The sequence below is a fragment of the Chthoniobacter sp. genome (assembly GCF_040003245.1).
Taxonomy (GTDB): Bacteria; Verrucomicrobiota; Verrucomicrobiia; order Chthoniobacterales; family Chthoniobacteraceae; genus Chthoniobacter.
Map to the genome: position 1 here is coordinate 1 of NZ_JBDUCX010000135.1, position 17,692 is coordinate 17,692.

General features: G+C 62.5%; 18 protein-coding genes. 11 read left to right on the forward strand and 7 right to left on the reverse strand.

Features of this window, described 5'->3' with window-relative positions; genetic code table 11:
* Window positions 1–91: 91 nt before the first annotated feature.
* A complete protein-coding gene (locus ABJF10_RS18280; RefSeq protein ID WP_348546037.1) occupies window positions 92–1,720 on the reverse strand; it encodes a glycosyltransferase family 39 protein in 1,629 nt (542 codons plus the stop codon).
* Window positions 1,721–1,801: 81 nt separating this feature from the next.
* On the opposite strand from ABJF10_RS18280, the gene ABJF10_RS18285 reads away from it, so the two are divergent.
* Genes ABJF10_RS18285 through ABJF10_RS18295 form a run of 3 tightly spaced genes read left to right on the forward strand, consistent with a single transcriptional unit; the run spans window position 1,802 to window position 3,905 of the window.
* Window positions 1,802–2,332 carry a hypothetical protein gene (locus ABJF10_RS18285; protein ID WP_348546038.1) on the forward strand — a complete coding sequence of 177 codons (531 nt, stop codon included), beginning with the start codon at window positions 1,802–1,804 and terminating at the stop codon, window positions 2,330–2,332.
* Between the two features lie 19 nt (window positions 2,333–2,351).
* The gene (locus ABJF10_RS18290) at window positions 2,352–2,819 is read left to right on the forward strand and encodes an OsmC family protein (protein WP_348546039.1); all 468 of its coding nucleotides are present in this window, start codon (window positions 2,352–2,354) and stop codon (window positions 2,817–2,819) included.
* A gap of 48 nt (window positions 2,820–2,867) precedes the next feature.
* A complete protein-coding gene (locus tag ABJF10_RS18295; RefSeq protein WP_348546040.1) occupies window positions 2,868–3,905 on the forward strand; it encodes a spermidine/putrescine ABC transporter substrate-binding protein in 1,038 nt (345 codons plus the stop codon).
* 18 nt (window positions 3,906–3,923) lie between these two features.
* On the opposite strand, the gene ABJF10_RS18300 is transcribed toward ABJF10_RS18295, so the two are convergent.
* Window positions 3,924–5,528 (reverse strand): ATP-binding protein, encoded by a 1,605-nt coding sequence (locus ABJF10_RS18300; RefSeq protein ID WP_348546041.1) that lies wholly within the window; start codon window positions 5,526–5,528, stop codon window positions 3,924–3,926.
* 214 nt (window positions 5,529–5,742) lie between these two features.
* Between ABJF10_RS18300 and ABJF10_RS18305 the strand changes: the two genes are divergently transcribed.
* Window positions 5,743–6,588, forward strand: coding sequence for an MBL fold metallo-hydrolase (locus ABJF10_RS18305; RefSeq protein ID WP_348546042.1), 846 nt, complete (start codon window positions 5,743–5,745; stop codon window positions 6,586–6,588).
* A 6-nt stretch (window positions 6,589–6,594) separates the two neighbouring features.
* On the opposite strand, the gene ABJF10_RS18310 is transcribed toward ABJF10_RS18305, so the two are convergent.
* Both ABJF10_RS18310 and ABJF10_RS18315 read right to left on the reverse strand, forming a co-directional pair.
* Complete coding sequence (locus ABJF10_RS18310) at window positions 6,595–7,077, reverse strand: SRPBCC family protein (protein WP_348546043.1); 483 nt, start codon at window positions 7,075–7,077, stop codon at window positions 6,595–6,597.
* Between the two features lie 68 nt (window positions 7,078–7,145).
* On the reverse strand, window positions 7,146–8,615 hold the full coding sequence (locus ABJF10_RS18315) for a hypothetical protein (RefSeq protein ID WP_348546044.1): 1,470 nt from the start codon (window positions 8,613–8,615) through the stop codon (window positions 7,146–7,148).
* Between the two features lie 131 nt (window positions 8,616–8,746).
* On the opposite strand from ABJF10_RS18315, the gene ABJF10_RS18320 reads away from it, so the two are divergent.
* Window positions 8,747–9,313: a hypothetical protein gene (locus ABJF10_RS18320; RefSeq protein WP_348546045.1), complete on the forward strand. Its 567-nt coding sequence runs from the start codon at window positions 8,747–8,749 to the stop codon at window positions 9,311–9,313.
* A gap of 8 nt (window positions 9,314–9,321) precedes the next feature.
* On the opposite strand, the gene ABJF10_RS18325 is transcribed toward ABJF10_RS18320, so the two are convergent.
* Window positions 9,322–10,542, reverse strand: coding sequence for a type II secretion system F family protein (locus ABJF10_RS18325; protein ID WP_348546046.1), 1,221 nt, complete (start codon window positions 10,540–10,542; stop codon window positions 9,322–9,324).
* A 15-nt stretch (window positions 10,543–10,557) separates the two neighbouring features.
* Between ABJF10_RS18325 and ABJF10_RS18330 the strand changes: the two genes are divergently transcribed.
* Together ABJF10_RS18330 and ABJF10_RS18335 are read left to right on the forward strand one after the other, a co-directional pair.
* On the forward strand, window positions 10,558–10,827 hold the full coding sequence (locus ABJF10_RS18330; RefSeq protein ID WP_348546047.1) for a hypothetical protein: 270 nt from the start codon (window positions 10,558–10,560) through the stop codon (window positions 10,825–10,827).
* Between the two features lie 259 nt (window positions 10,828–11,086).
* The gene (locus ABJF10_RS18335) at window positions 11,087–12,031 is read left to right on the forward strand and encodes a hypothetical protein (RefSeq protein WP_348546048.1); all 945 of its coding nucleotides are present in this window, start codon (window positions 11,087–11,089) and stop codon (window positions 12,029–12,031) included.
* A gap of 74 nt (window positions 12,032–12,105) precedes the next feature.
* Here ABJF10_RS18335 and ABJF10_RS18340 read toward each other — a convergent pair whose 3' ends face one another.
* Window positions 12,106–12,594: a DUF3368 domain-containing protein gene (locus tag ABJF10_RS18340; protein ID WP_348546049.1), complete on the reverse strand. Its 489-nt coding sequence runs from the start codon at window positions 12,592–12,594 to the stop codon at window positions 12,106–12,108.
* A complete protein-coding gene (locus ABJF10_RS18345) occupies window positions 12,591–12,851 on the reverse strand; it encodes a UPF0175 family protein (protein WP_348546050.1) in 261 nt (86 codons plus the stop codon). The genes ABJF10_RS18340 and ABJF10_RS18345 overlap by 4 nt, the downstream gene beginning before the upstream one ends.
* A 204-nt stretch (window positions 12,852–13,055) precedes the next feature.
* On the opposite strand from ABJF10_RS18345, the gene ABJF10_RS18350 reads away from it, so the two are divergent.
* The 4 genes from ABJF10_RS18350 to ABJF10_RS18365 form a co-directional block, all read left to right on the forward strand.
* A complete protein-coding gene (locus ABJF10_RS18350; RefSeq protein WP_348546051.1) occupies window positions 13,056–14,084 on the forward strand; it encodes an alpha/beta hydrolase in 1,029 nt (342 codons plus the stop codon).
* Window positions 14,085–14,727: 643 nt separating this feature from the next.
* A complete protein-coding gene (locus tag ABJF10_RS18355; RefSeq protein ID WP_348546052.1) occupies window positions 14,728–15,360 on the forward strand; it encodes a hypothetical protein in 633 nt (210 codons plus the stop codon).
* A 251-nt stretch (window positions 15,361–15,611) separates the two neighbouring features.
* Window positions 15,612–15,866 (forward strand): 30S ribosomal protein S15, encoded by a 255-nt coding sequence (rpsO, locus tag ABJF10_RS18360; protein WP_348546053.1) that lies wholly within the window; start codon window positions 15,612–15,614, stop codon window positions 15,864–15,866.
* Window positions 15,867–16,177: 311 nt separating this feature from the next.
* Window positions 16,178–17,692 (forward strand): polyribonucleotide nucleotidyltransferase (locus tag ABJF10_RS18365; RefSeq protein WP_348546054.1); only part of this gene is annotated, 1,515 nt, incomplete at its 3' end.

Consider the following 17,692-nt stretch of genomic DNA (forward strand, 5'->3'; position numbering starts at 1 on the left):
ATCTTTGGTAGAGCGACGGGGTTCTTCGACTCCGTTACACTCCGCTCAGAATGACATAAAAGGAGAGAAAGGAGAGCGCTCGCGCCCTTCCTCATTCCGCCTTCTTCACGTCTGGATTGACCGCGCGGACGACGATGTTTTCACCGAGTTCGGCGAAGGAATCGCGAGTAGCGAAGATCTTTTCGTCGTCCACCGAAGCCCAGTCGCCCTTGCGCAACGCGCACAGCACAGAAGGGTACTGCGCGACAAACGCATTCAGGCCCTTGGCCCTCACAATGATCGGCAGCGGGTGATCGGCCCAGAAAGGATGCGGCTTGCTAGCCAGGATGGTCACCGGCGAGCGCGTGTAATAGATGATTCCGCGCACGAGAAACTTCCCGCTGACCAGCGGTTCGCCCTCGCGGCGGTCAGCCAGCAAAGCGCGGGCGACCGGGCGCGCGGAGCTTTCCGCCTCGACGGCCGGGAGCGCCTTCGTCAGCGCACCCGCGAGTAGTGCGAGGCTGGCCAGCGAGCTGGCGAGCAGCCACGGGACAAGGCGCTTTTGCAGAAGCAAGACGAGCGCGACGGCGAGGCAGATGGCCACCAGCGCGATCGGGAAAGTGAAAGGCTTGGCCGCTTTGACGAAGGGCAGGACGAGCAAGGTTACGCACTGGAACACGGCAAAACCGATGATCAATCGACGCTCGCCGATGGAGGTAAAGCCGCGCTCGAGCAGCAGGTCGAGCGAGCGGCCTACAATCACCGCGAGGGGCACGAAGAGGTAGAAGCCGTAGGAGGGCAGCTTCGACTGCGCGATGGTGAGGAAGAGCAGGCTGGTCAGCAGCCAGCACCATTGGAAGAGCAGCGCGGGATCGGCGCGAAAGCCGGTGAAGGCACGGCGCACGGCGAGGGCGACCGCCGGCATCCAGGGGATCGAGCCCATGAGCAAGAGGCCCGGGTAATACCAGAAGTGATTGTTCGCCGGATGCTCCGCCCGGATGAGGCGCAGGAAATTGTCGCGCACGAAAAACTCCTCCCAGAAGGGCTTGGCGTGCCAGGCGAACATCGCCGCGTACCACGGCACCACGATGACCGCGTAGAGCACCAGCCCCCACCACAGACCCGGTCCGCGGTAGAGCGTCTTGCGATGCGTGAGCAGGCCGAAGGCGAGGGTCGTGAACAAGACCACGAGCGAACCGATGGGACCCTTGGTGAGTACGGCCAGGCCGTTGCAGGCCAGCGAGAGGGCGATCCAGAAATTGCGCCGCTCCTCCCCTTCCCCTGCCTTCCAATAGCTGAAAATCGCCGCCGCCAGAAAGAAGGCCAGCGGCACGTCCGTGAGCATGAGGCGCGACATGACGCAGAACACCAGGCTCGTGGCCAGGACCAGCGCCGCGAGAAATCCGGTGCGCGCACTCCACACACGCGAGGCGAAGACCCAGACGAGGAGCACCAACGCGGTGGCAAACACGCCGGTCGGGGCGCGTCCGGCCAGCTCCGATTCCCCGAAGAGCGCGAACGAGGCCGCGACCGTCCAATAGTAGAAGATTGGTTTCTCGAACTGCGGCGCGCCGTAGATCTGCGGCGTGACCCAATCCTTGCTCTGCACCATCTCCCGCGCCGTCTGCGCGTAGAAGGGTTCATCCGGATCGATCAGCCCGAGCGCCCCGAGCCGCCACCAAAACGCGGCAAAGCAGACGAAGAGCAGGACGAGGAGATCGAGTTGGCGCGATTGAAACACGCGGGACATTCGACAAGCCCGTCCCATCCCGCCAGAAAAAATAGTGCTTAGTCCTTAGTGCTCAGTATTCAGTAAACCCCGATGAGTGCCGATTCTCCCGTTGCCAAGACCGATGCCGTGGGGCTGAGCGACGCGGAGTTTTTGCGGCAGTTTGCCGACTGCACCCTGCCGTATGTCCACTGGACGCACCGCGCCCATCTGCGGGTGGCCTATCTTTACGTCACGCAATTCGGACTGGCAGACGCGATCCCGAAAGTCACCGCAGGCATTCGCGCCTACAACCGGTCGCAGAATATCGTGGATACACCGACGAGCGGTTATCACGAGACCATGACGGTCGCGTGGTTGCACATCGTGGCCGCGATGGTCGCGGAATATGGGCCGACGGGCGAAACGGATCGTTGTAGGGCAAGCGCCTCGCTTGCCGCGGCAGGCGGAGCGCCTGCCCTACAATCGTCTCCTGCCGAGCAGTTCCTCGCCGCGCAGACCCACCTCCAGGAAAAGAAACTCCTGCGCCTCTTCTACTCGCGCGAACGCTTCGGTTCGCCCGAGGCGAAATATACCTTCGTCCCGCCCGACCTTGCGCCGCTGCCCAGCGCCCGCCACGTTTAAGTTCAGACCCCATCACCCTATGCCCGAATACAAAGCCACCATCGAATGGAAGAACCCCGGCCCCGATTTTCTGAAAGGCCGCTACTCGCGGGAGCATACCTGGACGTTTGATGGCGGGCTGACCGTCCCGGCGTCTTCGTCGCCGCACGTCGTTCCGGTGCCATGGTCGAACCCGGCCAATGTCGATCCCGAGGAAGCCTTTATCGCTTCGCTGTCGAGCTGCCACATGCTCACGTTTATCTGGCTGGCGGGGAAGGCGGGCCTTCTGGTGGAGAGCTATCGCGACGAAGCCACCGGCGTGATGGCGAAAAATGAGCGCGGCGCTTTCTGGGTAAGTAAAGTGACGTTGCATCCGCAGATCGTGTGGGGCGGGGACAAAGTGCCGACCGCGGAGGAACTCGACCAACTGCACCATCGCTCCCACGAAGAATGCTTCATCGCCAATTCGGTGAAGACGGAAGTCAGCGTGAGTGCGCCGCTATCCTGAGTGCGGACGCGACGCCCCCGCAGTCTATTCGAAGACAGAAGCCGTAGTATGCGCTCGACCCTGCTCCACTACGTCCTGCTCGTGCTGATCTGCGTAGTCTGCCGGGGACAAGAGCCGGACGCGCGCGTGCTCAATCTGCTGTGCTGGACGGAGTACGTGCCGGCGGCGGTGACGGAAGGTTTCACGAAACGCAGCGGCGTGCGCGTGGTGATCGAGAACTACAATTCCAACGAGCAGATGCTGGCCATGCTGCGCGCCAAGCCACGCCACTACGATCTCGTGCAACCCAGCCAGGCTTATGTGGAAGGGTTGATCCAATCCGGAGGCGTCGAAGCGCTCGATGCCGCGCGGATTCCCAATCTTCGCCATCTCGATCCGCAATTTCGCGGGCTGCCGCATGATCCCGAGGGAAAATTCAGCGTGCCGTGGATGGCGGGGACGGTGGGAATCGTGGTGAACACGGAAGCGGTGAAGGAGCCGATTCACACGTGGGCGGATGTGTTCACGGGGAAGTATCGCGGGCGCATCGTGGCGGTGAATGATCAGCGCGAAATGGTGGCGTGGGCGCTGGCCTCGCTGGGCCGGCCCATCACCCAGATCGACAACGACTCGCTGGCGCGCACGGAACCGGTGCTCCGGGCGTGGTTGCCGCAAATCCGCGTCTTCGATTCCGACAGTCCGCACACGGCGCTGCTCGATGGCCGCGCCATTATCGGCCTCGTGTGGAGCGGCGAGGCGGCACTGCTCTGGCAGCGGGATCACAAATTCCAATACGTCCTGCCCAAGGAAGGAGCGCACATGTTCCTCGACAGCCTCGCCATTCCCACTGGCGCGCCGCACAAAAATGTCGCAGAGGATTTCATCAACTACTGCCTGGAGCCGGAAGTGAGTGTGCTGATCAGCAAGGAGTATCCTTATACCAATCCGAACCTCGCCGCGCGGAAGCTCCTGGCACCGGAACAGCTGGCTAACCCAGCGAGCTATCCGCCGCTCAAGGAACGACTCCTGCCGCTGCGCAACGTGGGCAATGAGACCAAGGCGGTGGATGAATTCGTACGGCGGATTCGCGACGAGCTCACGCACTAAATCGCGCAGAGCCCCGGCTTACGCCATGACCTTGGCGATGGCGGCGCGCAGCTCGGCGAGGGACGCGGGCTTGGCCACGAGGAGATCGACGAATTCCGATTGGTGCTCACCGTCGAGCGCCCCGCCAAAGCCGGTGAGCATGATGACGCGGGTGTCGGGCTCGCGCGATTTCACGGCCAGGGCGAGCTGGTCGCCATTCATCTCTGGCATCACCTTGTCGGTGATCACGAGATCGAATTCCCGCCGCTCGAAAAGACGCAGCGCTTCGCGGCCATTACTGGCTACATCCACGGTGTGCCAGTCGCGCTGGAGGGCGTGCGAGATCAGCTCGCACTGCACGGGCTGGTCGTCGACCACGAGGATGCGCAACGGACGCGTGCCGGAAACCGGCACCGATTCCTCGGAAATGACGGCGGCCGTGTCGCTCGGGAACGTGAAGACAAAGGTGGTGCCGCGGCCGGGAGTGCTTTCGATGGAGACGGTGCCATCGTGCCGCTCGACGATGCCGTAGACCATCGACAAGCCGAGGCCGGAGCCCCGCTCTCCCTTGGTGGTGAAAAAGGGCTCGAGGCAGCGCCGGCGCACTTCCTCGGACATGCCGGTCCCGGTATCGGTGACCGCGAGCTCGATGCGCGGGCCCACGGGACGCGTCCGTAACGCGATGGTGCCGCCCTGCGGCATGGCGTCGACGGCGTTGAAGATGAGATTGGTGAGCATCTCGCGCAGTTCGGCGGCATTGCCGCGCAGCGGAGGAATCGCGGAGAGATCGGTCACCACTTCGACGGGCATGCCGCGGGCAATCGATTCCGCGGACCAGCGCGGACGCGTGAAGGCGACGGATTGCTCGACGATGGCATTGAAAGGCAGCGGCTCGTGCGTTTCCCCCGGCTCCGCGGGCCGGTGGAATTCCCGCAGACGATTGACGATCTCCGCGGCGTCCAGCGAAGCGGTCACGATGGTCTGCGCATAGTCCACGAAGCTCTCCCCGGCCGGATGCTTGCGGCACTCGTGCTGCAAGAGTTCCGCGTAGCCGAGGATGAGCGAGAGCGCGTTGTTGAAATCATGGGCCACACCCGTCACCATGCCGCCCAACGCGCGCAGGCGCTCCTGCTGCACGACCTGCTGCTGGGTTGTGCGCAATTCGGTGAGGCTTTGCTGAAGTTCGTCCCGCGCCTGTTCGAGCGCGGCCGCGGCTTCGTGGCGCTCCGTCACATCGACGACGAAGCCCTCGTAGTAGAGGAGCCGCCCGAATTCGTCCCGCACGGCCACGGCATTCTCGGAAATCCAGATGATGCTGCCATCCCGGCGATAGACTTGGGACTCGAAGTTCGCGACCTTGCCTTCGCGTTCGATGATCTCGAGAAACTCCATGCGCCGACCCGCGCGCACGTAGAGCTGGCGGCTGATGTCGCGTAGATGGGCCTGCATTTCCTCCGGCGACGCATAGCCGTAGATGCGCGCCAGTGCGGGATTCGCACCGAGGTAGCGACCATCGGGCGTCGTTTGAAAAATGCCCTCGATGGCGTTCAGAAAAATGCCGCGGTAGCGTTGCTCGTCGGAGACGAGGAACTCGAATTCCGTAAGCGGAATCGAGCGGGCGATGTCTTGTGTTTCCCTTTTCATCCCTAAGACCGAATTATGAAGGCGTCATTTTTGGTTCCGCGTGATGACGCAAGTGGGATGCCATCCGCCACCATTTCTGCCATCTCGTTGCGAGAAGAGCACATTTCGGAGGAATCGGTTCCCTCCCAGGCGGCGGCTGGATGGGGGAATTTCATTTCCGGCGGGCCGCTTGTCCGATTCTCTTCGCGTGGTGAGCCGAATTCGTTTTTTGACCATGATGGTGCAAGACAGCCAGCGCGAGGTTCTTGCGGCGCCGCATCATCCGCAACCCTCAACCTGGCGCGATGACCGCGTGACCGCCGCATGGCTCGGGCACGCCACGGTGCTGATTAATTTCTTCGGCGTGAACATCCTCACCGACCCGGTCCTCTTCGACCGCTGCGGCATCCGCGTGCCTCCGTTCACCATCGGTCCGAAGCGCTACGTCGCGTGCGCGCTGCAGCCACGGGAGCTCCCACGCATCGACCTCGTGCTGCTCTCGCACGCCCATTTCGATCACCTCGATTTGCGCTCGCTGCGCGCGATCTCGCGGGAGGCAGTCGTCGTCACCGCCCGGCGCACCGCGGATATCTTCCGGCGCATCCGCTTCCGTGAGGTCATCGAACTCGACTGGGAGGAGAGCCGGGAAATCGAGACGGCGCGCGGCGGAGTCACGGTGGCGGCGTTTCAGCTGCTCCATTGGGGAGCGCGCCTGCAGTACGACGACTATCGGGGCTACAATAGTTACGTTTTCGAGCGCGGCAGCAAACGGCTCTGCCACGTGGGCGACAGCGCCCGCACGCCGGCCCAGCGGCTCGGTTCGCGCGGCCAGATCGATCTGCTCTGCGCACCAATCGGTGCGTATCAGCCATGGATCCACGCGCATTGCACACCGGAGGAAGCGGTGGCGATGACCGACGAAGCCCGGGCGCGTTTCGTCCTGCCCATGCATCACCAGACATTCAAGTTGAGCTGGGAGCCGATGGAGGAACCGATCCAGCGCTTCACCACCGCCCTGCGGAATGCGCCCCAGCGTGTGGCGCTGACGGAAATCGGCCAGACCTTTGAGTTGCCGCCGTAGTTCGCCTCAAGGGGTTGCCGAAAGTGGATGCCCGCCGAAATGTTCCGTGACCGCTTTTTCCCGGAAAGCGAAAATGCGCTCGAGTTGCGGGGCGACGAGCCACGGGTGGACGAGATCGCCGAGCACGCCGAAGGGCAGCACGTAATGCACGAGATCGCGGACTTCGGTGCGGCCATCGTCCAGCGCGGTGAAAAAATGTTCGTGATGCCAGATCGCGTAGGGGCCAATGCGCTGTTCATCGACAAAGCGATGCGGAGCTTCCACGTGGGTGATCTCGGTGACCCACGTGACGGGCACGCCGAGGAGTGGGCGCACGCGGTAGGTGAGCATCATGCCAGCATAAACGCGCGGCGGTTGTTCACCGCATACCCGGAAATCGAGCGCGGGCGGCGTGATCCTGGTGAGATTGCGCGGATCGGAGAAAAAATCCCAACAGGCCTCCAGGCGGGCCGGCACGATTTGCGTGCGACGAAGAATGTGAACGGGCATCAAGGCATTCTACGCTGCGAGTGGAGAAATCGATTCATCAATAAATCGGGAGCGCTTCTCCCCGTCCTCTATTTTCCCGCCGCGCTGCCCGGCCACACGATGTCCTCGGGATCCGTCTCTTCCTTTCCGTCAGTCTCTTTTTTTACCTCCACCTTCCCGCCATCATCTTCCCGGTCCTGGCCGACCGACCACAACCGGTAGTGCCTGGGGTCGTCCCTGGCATAGCGCATCTCCTTGCCATCCATCGGATCGAGCAAGACGCGGGGGAGGTATTGTGGAACAACCTCGGACAAGCGCTCGGGAAGGTTGCCGTGCTCCCGGCGGAACCGCTCCAGCGCGATGGCAAGTTGGGCCTGGCGCAGGAATGTTTCTGCGGTCAGCGCGTATTTTTGTGCGTTGGTGTAACGGGCCACGGTTATCGCCGCCAGGGCGTAGCGTACGTTCTCCGGGCTTTCCATTTTATCGAAGTCGAAAGGCAATTCCGTGGGCTGCCAATCGCCCTTTTCATCGATCTGCTGCCGCACCCCATCCATGTGCCGATTGATGGCGAGCTGGTTGTCGCGCAATACCGCCCGCCAGCGCATGACAAAAGCCATGATCGCGGGTCCTTCTTCTTTTCCGGGAAACCACTGGTGGATCTGCCGCGCCCGCCCGGAGGCCGACTGGGCGACCAGACATTCCACCATGGTGTTCAACCGACTGCGCTCGGCATCGGTCATCCGCGCATAGCCCGTGCTGGCGTGCAGTGGGGCCAACTCCTTCGCCAGCGCAGCGAGTTCGGCATTGGACCAAGCGCCCTGCTCCAGGCCTTCCCACACGGCGCGCATTTGCAGATTCAAAAGCGCGGAGCGCAGGACGTAGGCCACCACGGAGGAATGGGTCTGCACGGCGGCGGCAATGCGCAGACCGCCGCGGATCTCGCCTAGGGCCTCAGCACTGCGTTTCATGTGCTGGAAGGCGACCGCCCGAATGACGTGCAATTGGACCGCTGTCCGCAGATCGGCCACCGGCAGCTTTTCGGTCACGGTCGTCAGCCAGTCCCGCACTCCGAACCGCGCCTGTGGCTTCGCCTCGGCGGCGAGGACGGCCGGCCATTTCCCGCCCAGCCGCTCCTCGCAGGTGCGCAGGATGGTTGCGGGAAGATCGGCATCGCGCACTTTCTCGAGGTGCAATTCTTCCCGGGCGCCGGCGAAATCAGCCCGCTTGTTCCTCTCAATATCGGGCAGCAGTTTCATGGGCAGCCCGTCGGAGGGCAAAGTCGCGGGCTGGGTGGGTTTGCCATCCGCATCCACGGGAACCGCGGCGAATGGGGCCAGGGCGGCGAAGTTCAACGCCGGGTCGATGGCCGGCGGAAGGTCCGGGGGATCGAGCACCATCCCGGCGGCCAGCGCGGTTTTCCGATACGCCTGCCACTGGTGCTCCCGCTCCCACGCCCAGACCAGCGGCGAGAGCAGGATGGCGAGCACGAGCAGGCAGGCGGGCACCGCCGACCAAAGGAGGATCTTGAGGACATGGGGCTGCTTCCGGACCGAACTCATGGGTGCTACCTCTCCAAGCAGTTCCGAGGCCAACGCTCCGTTACCATTCCGCAAAGAGGCGCCGCGAACGCCAGCGCGACGTTTTCGCTTGAGCGGGTGCCAGAATCCGATTCTCTTGCCCGCCTCCCTTCATGATTTATTCCCTCAAGCTGGAAACCGCGTTCATTCTCGTCGGGATCTTGCTGATCGCCGCGCATGCTCTCGCCCTGTTCAAGCCGGCCGCCGTACAGGCGTGGCTACGTGATTTTCCCCGCTCCAAAAAATGGGGCCTCGCGCTCGTGTCCATCGCCGCAATCTGGTTTTTCCTCCTCGTGGCCAAGATGGACCTCGGGGAGTTCACCAACTGGCGCCAGACGGTCCTCATCGCCACCCCTATCGCCTGGATACTCACGTGGAAATACGTCGATGAATTTCTGGCCGTCCGCGCCCTCGGCATGCTCGTCTTGCTCGCGGCGGAGCCGCTCCTCGAATCCGCTTTTCTGCGCCCGGAACCCGCCGCACAGCTTCTGCGCGTACTGGTTTATGTCTGGATCGTGTTCGCGATGTTTTGGGTCGGCACTCCTTACACGCTGCGCAACCAGATCTCCTGGATTACCGCGGCGGAAAAGCGCTGGCGCGTGGCGGCTCTGGCCGGGCTCGTCTATGGAGCGTTGCTGATCGGGATGGTGCTCACGGGGGGCTGCAAGCCCTCGGCCTGACTTGCGACTTAGTTCTTCGCGTTCGAGACCACGTCGCTGAGCTTGAAGATCGGCAGGAACATCGCGATGACGATGCCGCCGACGATGACACCCAGGACGCAGATGAGCAGCGGCTCGATCAGCGAAGTGAGCGCGTCGAGAACCGCCTCGATCTCTTCGTCCCAGAAGTCGGCCATCTTCTCCAGCATGGCGTCGATCTTGCCGGTCTGTTCGCCGGCGCTGACCATGCGGACGAGCATCGGCGGAAAAATCTTCTCCCGTCCCAAGGCGGCGGCGAGATGGTCGCCCTTTTCAATGTCGTTGGAGACTTTCTTGATCGATTCCTCGACGACGTAGTTGCCGGAGGTATCGCCGACGATGGACATGACCTCGAGAATCGGCACGCCGGCGCGGATGAGCTGGGCGAAAGTGCGGGCAAAGCGAGTCATGCAAATCTTGTGCACCAAGGGGCCGAAGATCGGCAGCTTGAGCTTGTAGGTGTCCCACAATTGACGGCCACGCTCAGTCCTGAGAAAGGCTTTGATGCCGAAGATCGTGCCGCCCACGGCGCCGACGAGGAAGTACCAGTTGCCACGCACAAAGGAGCTGAGATCCAGCAGGAATTGAGTCGGAGCGGGGAGATTCGCGCCGAAGTCGGCGAAGATTTCACCGAAGACAGGCACGACCTTGACGATGAGGAAAGTGGTGATGGCGAAGGCGATGCAAATGACGATGACCGGGTAGGTCATCGCGGACTTGACCTTCTTCTTAAGGCGGGCGGCGGACTCGAGGAAGGAGGCCAGACGATCGAGAATCTCCGCGAGCAGACCGCCGGATTCACCCGCTTTCACCATGCTCACGTAGAGGCGATTGAAGACAATGGGATGTTTGGAGATAGCCTCGAAAAAGGAGTCGCCTTGCTGCACGAGCGCACTGACCTCGCCGATGATGCGGCGCAGGCCAGCCTGGCGCTTCGGGTCCGCCTGCTCGTAAAGTGCGGTCAGGCCGCCCACCAGCGGGAGACCGGCATCCACCATGGTGGCGAGCTGGCGGGTGAAAAGCACGAGATCGGTCTCGGAGATCTTGCCGCGGGGGGTGGCCGCTTTGCCGCCGGCTTTCTGCTGCAGGGACAGCACCATCAGGCCACGAGACATCAACGTGTTGATCGCGTTGTCTTCGTTGAGGGCTTCCTGCACGCCGGAGACGGTCTTGCCGGAGGAGTCGCGGGCTTGGTAGGCGTAAGTGAGCATAATTATGCAAACAGCATGCGCGGTGCCAAACCCCTTCCGGAAATATACCGAGGCCGGGGCGGCACCGGCTTTCGCCTTGCCCACGAGGCCTTCCTCGCCGCCTTCTTCGACGAGATCCGCCGGGGCGTGCCGATCACAGAGGCCGAATCAAAGCACCTCCTCCACGGACGCACCCGCGAAAGTCTCGCCGCCGAGCTGCAAACTTACGGCCGCAAACTGGGCCTGAACCTCAAGATCGAAGCTCCCCTGCCCACCATTCCCTCACCTCCGCCACAGCCCAATTGAAAACTTCCGCCGGCAGCCTGTTGTCGACGATAGTATGCAATGTCAAATTTATCAACAGAGTGCGGCCTCGGAAGCGTCGTAATTCGCTTGAAATGGAGCTGTCATTTCGGTAGCCAACCTTTCCATGCAATCAGAAGGTTTCCGAGCGGGAAGGGAAGACGGACGCGCCATCGTGTGGGTGCTTGTTATTGTTCTGCTGTTGGCGGGTGCGGGCTTCTTCGTTTGGCAGAAGACGAGATCGCCCAAAGAGCCGCCACCCGTGATCGCCGTCGCCACACCGGTCCCGGTCACTCCACCGCCGTCGACACCGGAGCCGGTGGTCGTCATAGCCACGCCGACGCCCGCTCCCGTGGTCGTGGTCGCCACACCGACGCCCGCCCCCACCCCGCCGCCTTTGGAACTGGCGGCGGTCGTCCGCACGCCCGCCCTTTGGCCACCCCAGGTGACTTTGGTCCAGGCAGTCACTTTTCCCATTGTCCTGAATGGCCGGGTCGCCGGTGAGGCCAAGATCCCCGTCGGCACCGCGCTCCGTCTGCTGCGAGTCGGCAATCAGTCCGTCGAGGTCGAGTACCAGAATGCCCGGCAGGTCGTTCCCGTCGCCTCCACGGATTTGATGCAACGCGCCTTGGTGACGTTTCGGAACAACGGCTCGGTGCTCCCCCAAGCGCCGGTCGCGTCATCCGCACCCGCTCCGGTTGCCCCCCAGGTCGCGAGCACGCCGGCCCCGAATCCGGCCGATCAGGTCCGGGTCGAGGTCAGTGCCGAACGCAAGCGGGTCGAATACAACCCCGGCAAAGCCGTAGGCGAAGGCGCCGAGAGCAAAACGGCGGACAAGTTTCTCTACGAGTTGAAGGTGCAAAACCGCTCGTTTGGCGACGTGCCCGCGCTGGACGTGCAGTATCTCATTTTCGTTGAGCGCCAGAAGCTCGGCACGTCGAAGGACAAGGATACCGTCGATCGCATCACGGGCTCGGCCAAGTTCGAGCCGCTCACCCGCAAGACCATGATCCAGACGGCCAAGACCAGTGAGTTCCAATTGGCCAAACAAGTTCTGGTCGGGGACACCTACTACATCAACGGCGGCCGGCGGAAGGTGGAAGACAACGTCCTGGGGATCTGGGTGAAAGTCATCAACGAAGGCAAAGTCATCGCCGAATACACCAACCCCTCGACGGTGACCAAACGCGGTTGGGACAAGAAGTAGTCCAGCAACGCACCGCCCCCCGTTGCTGGTATCGACGCAAAAACTTCCTCTTGGGGAGCCGAACGAAACAGAGATTACGGTCTGGCGGCTTCGAGCCGTTTCTTTGCCTCGGTGATCAGACGTTCGGTGAAGCGAAAAGTGGTGGTTCTCAAGCGCCCAATGACTTCGTCGAAATCGACAAGTCCACGCGCCGCCGAGACTTCCAGGACGGCGAGGATGCCGAGGGGTTCAAGTCCGCGCGATTTGGCAACGCGAAATCCCCTCCGTTCGTCGATCAGAATGGCGCGGATGCCGCGTTCGGCGGCGAGGGAGATGGCTTCAGCTTCACCCCGATCGAGATGAAGCAGCGGATCCACATTCAGGGGCGCCACGATGTGCAGCCAAGGAGGCGAATGGGCAAGCCACTGCCGGACGGTAGCCGGCGTCCGAGGGTCCGCCAGTTCTGCGGCCACGGCGGGCGGGATGAGAACGCTGGAAACGAACTGGGGCAAAAGATCAATCGCCCCAATCAACACCAAATAGTTTAGCGGTGATGTATCCGAGACGATGAGCGTCCCACTCATCTGGGGAGCAACCGCTCCAGATTCCTAACGCCTTCCAGGTTTTCTTCCGGGGTCAAACCGGAGGCGTGGTGATCGTGCAGGAATTGCTCGGTTTCCTGAAACGAAAAGCCCAGGACTTCACCCACCTGTCCGGCGGTCAATTCTCCTTCAGCGTAACGTTGCAAGAGGAACGCTTCCAGCAGCGCGCGGGATTGCGAAGCTTCGTCCAAATGGAACTGCCTGGCGAACTGGTCTGGGATTTCGACGGAAACGATCACCCCGTTAACATATCAGGAGTGCGAGCACACGGCAACAGCCTCCATCGCGCAGTTCGGCGGCGCCGCGTCGGATTTCAGATGCGCTACACGCGGCTTCCTTCAAGATCGCGGGAGCCGGTTGCTTCACGCGGGGGCGGACCAAGCGAGACGGAATCTGCTCCCCTTGGACACAGCTCTCGATCATCTTTCCGCCTTTCTCTGCTCATGAAATTCAGGTTCCCCCTCGCTTGCTTGCTTTTGATCGGCGCGCTGACGGCATCCCCGACCTTCGCCCAAGACAGCGTCACGCCCGCTGCAGGTGCCGCGCCCATGGACGCCGACTCCATCGCCTTCATGAAAGCGCAACTCCCGGCGCCCAGTCTCCTCGCGCCGCCGGAAGAGGTGCGGGACGCGCGACGGCGGGCGCGTCTGCGCAACCAGCCCGACCTTCCGCAGGTCCTCCAGGTGAAGGAATACGCCGCGACCGGTCCGGCGGGCCCGATCCCCATCCGTCTCTATCTCGGGGCCGGCACCCCCGCCACCGGTGCGCTGCCGGTGCTGGTCTACTACCATGGCGGCGGCTGGTTGCATGGCGATCTCGACAGCCACGACTGGATCTGTCGCTCCATCGCCAATCAGGCGGACTGCGCCGTCATCAGCGTCGACTATCGCCTCGCACCCGAGCATCGCTTCCCCGCCGCGTTCGACGATGCCCTCGCCGCCCTGCTTTGGGTCGTAGCCCAAGCCGCCAGCCTGCGCGTCGATCCCGCCCGCGTCTCGGTCGGCGGCGACAGCGCCGGGGGCAATCTGGCCGCGGCCGTGGCCCTCGCCCTGCGCGACGAAGGCGGCACCCGGCTCAAGTCGCAGATCCTCATCTACCCCGCCGTCGACCTCTCCATGAGCGGCGACTACTACGGACGCTTCACCAAGAACCTCATCCTCACCGACGACGCCATGCGCACCTTCATCGGCCTCTACGTGCCAGATGTCGCGCAGCGCAAAGACTGGCGCGCCTCGCCTCTCCTCGCCTCCAGTCTTAAAGGACTCCCACCCACTTTCATCCTTCTCGCCGGCTTCGATCCTCTCCGCGCCGAAGGCGAAGCCTACGCCGCCCGCCTCGCCAAGGAAGGCGTCCCCACCACCGTCCAGCGCTACCCCGGCCAAATGCACGGCTTCCTCTCCAACGCCCGCCTCCTCCCCAAGGCCAACGACGCCATCGCCGACATCGCCACCGCGCTCAAGGGCAGTCCCTAAGCGACCACCATCGACACGGAACGGTGGTCAACCCGCCAAAACCGAATTTCAAACTCGCCGCATAACTGAATCAAACGCTTGTCAGGCGTTGTGGTCATTTGGGAGTTCGGCGCGGGCCGCCTGAATGAGCGGTGAGAACGGACGCAACGGTGCCGGGCGTGGCGCACCCTCCAGCGGAGGTTCTGGCGGAGGTTCCGATGGCGATTCCGGAGGTGACGCCCCTCCCGATGCCCGCAGAAGGCTCATACGGAAGTAGGCATACCCGTAGAGCGCGAGCACTACGCCGATCGGCCCACCAATCTCCGCACCCCAAAAACCAGCAAAAGCGAAGCCGAAAACGAAGCCTCCAATCATACCGGGGAGGATGGCAACGTAGAGCAATCTAGGGTGCCGAAGAATCCACTGCTGTGTAGCGTGGCGCATAGTTCTCGTTCCGGCTCTTGGCATCTACCGCCGACCGGAAACTTCTTTGCGGATAGCACGTGAACACGGTTGCGCAAAGTCGGTTTTTCGTCCGGGGCAGGCCGTTTTAACGGTTTGTTGTATCAGCGTCCATATATCCCGCTTGATTTAACTCATAATACGCTCATAATAAGCTCATAATTCACATATGAGCATTCAATATTTAGCACGATTCTGAATCATGAACATCACCCGCAACGGCAAAATTGCGCGCTTGCCTTATGAACTGCGCGAACAGCTCAACCAGCGCCTGCTCGATGGCGAAAGCGGCCGGGCGTTGCTCGCCTGGCTCAATGCCCAGCCTGCGACGCAGGCGGTGCTGAAGGCCGAGTTTGGCGGACGGTCGATCAACGGACCAAATCTCACCGCCTGGCGGCAACAGGGCTATCGCGAATGGCGGATGGAACGCGAAGCGCGGGCAGTGGCGCAGCAAATCGGGCGCGTGGCGACCCTGGAGACGGTGGACGACCCCGGCGTGGCCACGGAAACGCTGGCCCACTGGATGGCCGGCCGCTACGCGGTGGCGACCACCCGCGTAGAGAAGGCCGCCAGTCCCGAGGAGCACTGGCGCCTGCTGCGCGAGATGTGCGGCGACATCACCCGGCTGCGGCAGGGCGATCACCGCGTGATGCGCATGGACCTGGAGCGGGAGCGCGCCGCGCTCTCTGGAGAGCGGAGGGAACTCCTGGCCGGCCGCCGGGAGCGCTCGGAACAGTCGGATCCCGGTGCGATTCCGGCCGAAATCGCACCCAACCTGCCCAAAAATCGCACCCGCCCGAATTTCATCCTTCAGAGAAGGATTAAGCCCGATTAAGCTGAATTAAGGTCGATTAAGCCTTTGAGAAATTTGCGCCCGAAGGCCGGAACACCTGAGCCCGCAATTTGGCTTCTCGAAGAGGGATCAATCAGGAACCAAACGAACCACCTCCGCCCACCTCCCTTTTCCTGTTTTCCTAATTCCCTTTTTCCTTCTGATCTTCATCATTCGCAGACGATTCGAAAACTTCCCCTTGCCAAAGAAGAATTCCTACCCATACTTCGCGGCCCCAATATAAAGAATTTGATATGACAGACACCAAGGACATCCAGGCGCTGCAATTGCACGAGAAAGACACCGGCAGCGCCGACGTGCAGGTCGCATTGCTGACCCAGCGCATCAACCAGCTGACCGAGCATTTCAAGACCCACGTCAAGGATCATTCCTCCCGCCGCGGCCTCCTCCTGCTCGTCGCCCGCCGCCGCAAGCTTCTCGAGTATTTGAAGCGCACCTCGCCGGACCGTTACAAGACGGCCATCGAGAAACTCGGCTTGCGCAAGTAGCCACCACGGATGTTCGGAAACGTTCGCCCGCGACTCAATTCGCGGGCGAACTTCTTTTCACCCCCTCCATCTTCATCCCTTTCCGCCCGGCAATTCGGCCGCGTGGTTTTAACCCCAAAAAACAAAAGGCACCACCGGCACCGTCTCTCCACTGAGTTTCCTCCCCGCTCCTGCTTGGTCTTGATGCTTAATCTTAATCTGAATCCCTTCCCGTCAGGGGATTCAGATTAAGAGTAAGATCAAGATTGAGACCGGTCACGGGATCCGGAAATTTTCGGACTGCGGTGTCGGATGCCCATTTAGCAAAGCAAATGAGTATCCATAACGTCACGGCGCACATCGGCGCCAATCCCATCACCATCGAAACCGGCAAGCTCGCGAAACTCGCGGACGGCGCCGTCACGGTTCGCAGCGGCGAGACCATCGTCTTCATCTCGGCGGTTTCCGCCACCACCATCAAGGAAGGTCAGGACTGGTTCCCGCTGACCGTCGACTACCGCGAAAAAGCGGCTGCGGTCGGCAAGTTCCCCGGCGGCTACTTCAAGCGCGAAGGCCGCCCCTCGGAAAAGGAAATTCTCACCTGCCGCATGACGGACCGCCCGTTGCGTCCGCTCTTCCCGAAGGGTTACCTCTACGACACGCAGATCATCGGCGTCCTCCTCAGCGCGGATGGCGTGATTGATCCCGACATCCTCTTCATCAACGGCGCGAGTGCCGCCCTCATGGTCAGCGACATTCCATTCGCCGGCCCCGTCGGCGCCGTGCGCGTCGGCCGCGTCAATGGCCAGTTCGTCGCCAACCCGACGCACCCCGAGATGCTCCAGAGCGATCTCGATCTCGTCTACGTCGGCAATGCCACGGACGTCGTCATGATCGAAGGCGCCGCCGACCAGATCCCCGAGGATCAGTTCATCGCCGCTCTGCATTTCGCCCAGGGCGAAGTCGCCAAGATCGTCGCCGCGCAGGTCGAACTCGCCCAGCAGGCCGGCAAGCCCAAGCGTCAGCCCACGCTCTTCACCGTGAAGGACGAGCTGATGGAAGTCGCCTACGCCGTCGCCGGTGATCGCATCGAAGCGGCCATCTACAACAAGAGCAAAGTCGTTCGCCAGAAGGCCATCGCCGCGCTCAAGGACGAAGTCACCGCCGCCATCGTCGCCAAGTTCCCGGAAGCTTCGAAGTTCGAAGTCAGCCAGGCGTTCGACTACCTCCAGAAGAAGGCGTTCCGCGTCTCCATTCTCGACAAGCAGACCCGCTGCGACGGACGCGGCCTCGACCAGATCCGCGAGCTCAGCGCCGAAGTCGGCCTGCTCCCCCGGTCGCACGGTTCCGCGCTCTTCCAGCGCGGCGAAACGCAAGCGGTCGCCCTCGCGACCCTCGCGCCCGCCGACGAAGCGCAGGATCTCGACGGTTACACCGGCGGCGAGACGACCAAGCGTTTCATCCTGCACTACAACTTCCCGCCGTTCTCCGTCGGCGAAACCGGCCGCACCGGCTCGCCCGGCCGCCGCGAAATCGGCCACGGCGCGCTCGCCGAGCGTTCCGTCCAGCCCGTCATTCCTGACGTTCAGGACTTCCCTTACGCCATCCGCGTCTCGAGCGAAGTGATGGAATCCAACGGTTCCACCTCGATGGCTTCCGTCTGCTCGGGCGTCCTCGCCCTGCTCGACGCCGGCGTGCCGCTCAAGAAGAGCGTCGCCGGTATCTCCTGCGGTCTCGTCACCGAGTTCCGCGCCGACAACACGATCGAGCGTTACACCCTGCTCACCGACATCATCGGCAGCGAAGATCACTTCGGCGACATGGACTGGAAGCTCTGCGGCACCCGC

What these genes read in the sequence shown, in the direction of transcription:
- ABJF10_RS18285 (WP_348546038.1), top strand. Translation starts at nt 1,802, where the DNA reads ATGAGTGCCGATTCTCCCGTTGCCAAGACCGATGCCGTGGGGCTGAGC.
- ABJF10_RS18290 (WP_348546039.1), top strand. Translation starts at nt 2,352, where the DNA reads ATGCCCGAATACAAAGCCACCATCGAATGGAAGAACCCCGGCCCCGAT.
- ABJF10_RS18295 (WP_348546040.1), top strand. Translation starts at nt 2,868, where the DNA reads ATGCGCTCGACCCTGCTCCACTACGTCCTGCTCGTGCTGATCTGCGTA.
- ABJF10_RS18300 (WP_348546041.1), bottom strand. Translation starts at nt 5,528, where the DNA reads ATGAAAAGGGAAACACAAGACATCGCCCGCTCGATTCCGCTTACGGAA.
- ABJF10_RS18305 (WP_348546042.1), top strand. Translation starts at nt 5,743, where the DNA reads ATGATGGTGCAAGACAGCCAGCGCGAGGTTCTTGCGGCGCCGCATCAT.
- ABJF10_RS18310 (WP_348546043.1), bottom strand. Translation starts at nt 7,077, where the DNA reads ATGCCCGTTCACATTCTTCGTCGCACGCAAATCGTGCCGGCCCGCCTG.
- ABJF10_RS18315 (WP_348546044.1), bottom strand. Translation starts at nt 8,615, where the DNA reads ATGAGTTCGGTCCGGAAGCAGCCCCATGTCCTCAAGATCCTCCTTTGG.
- ABJF10_RS18320 (WP_348546045.1), top strand. Translation starts at nt 8,747, where the DNA reads ATGATTTATTCCCTCAAGCTGGAAACCGCGTTCATTCTCGTCGGGATC.
- ABJF10_RS18325 (WP_348546046.1), bottom strand. Translation starts at nt 10,542, where the DNA reads ATGCTCACTTACGCCTACCAAGCCCGCGACTCCTCCGGCAAGACCGTC.
- ABJF10_RS18330 (WP_348546047.1), top strand. Translation starts at nt 10,558, where the DNA reads ATGCGCGGTGCCAAACCCCTTCCGGAAATATACCGAGGCCGGGGCGGC.
- ABJF10_RS18340 (WP_348546049.1), bottom strand. Translation starts at nt 12,594, where the DNA reads ATGAGTGGGACGCTCATCGTCTCGGATACATCACCGCTAAACTATTTG.
- ABJF10_RS18350 (WP_348546051.1), top strand. Translation starts at nt 13,056, where the DNA reads ATGAAATTCAGGTTCCCCCTCGCTTGCTTGCTTTTGATCGGCGCGCTG.
- ABJF10_RS18355 (WP_348546052.1), top strand. Translation starts at nt 14,728, where the DNA reads ATGAACATCACCCGCAACGGCAAAATTGCGCGCTTGCCTTATGAACTG.
- rpsO (WP_348546053.1), top strand. Translation starts at nt 15,612, where the DNA reads ATGACAGACACCAAGGACATCCAGGCGCTGCAATTGCACGAGAAAGAC.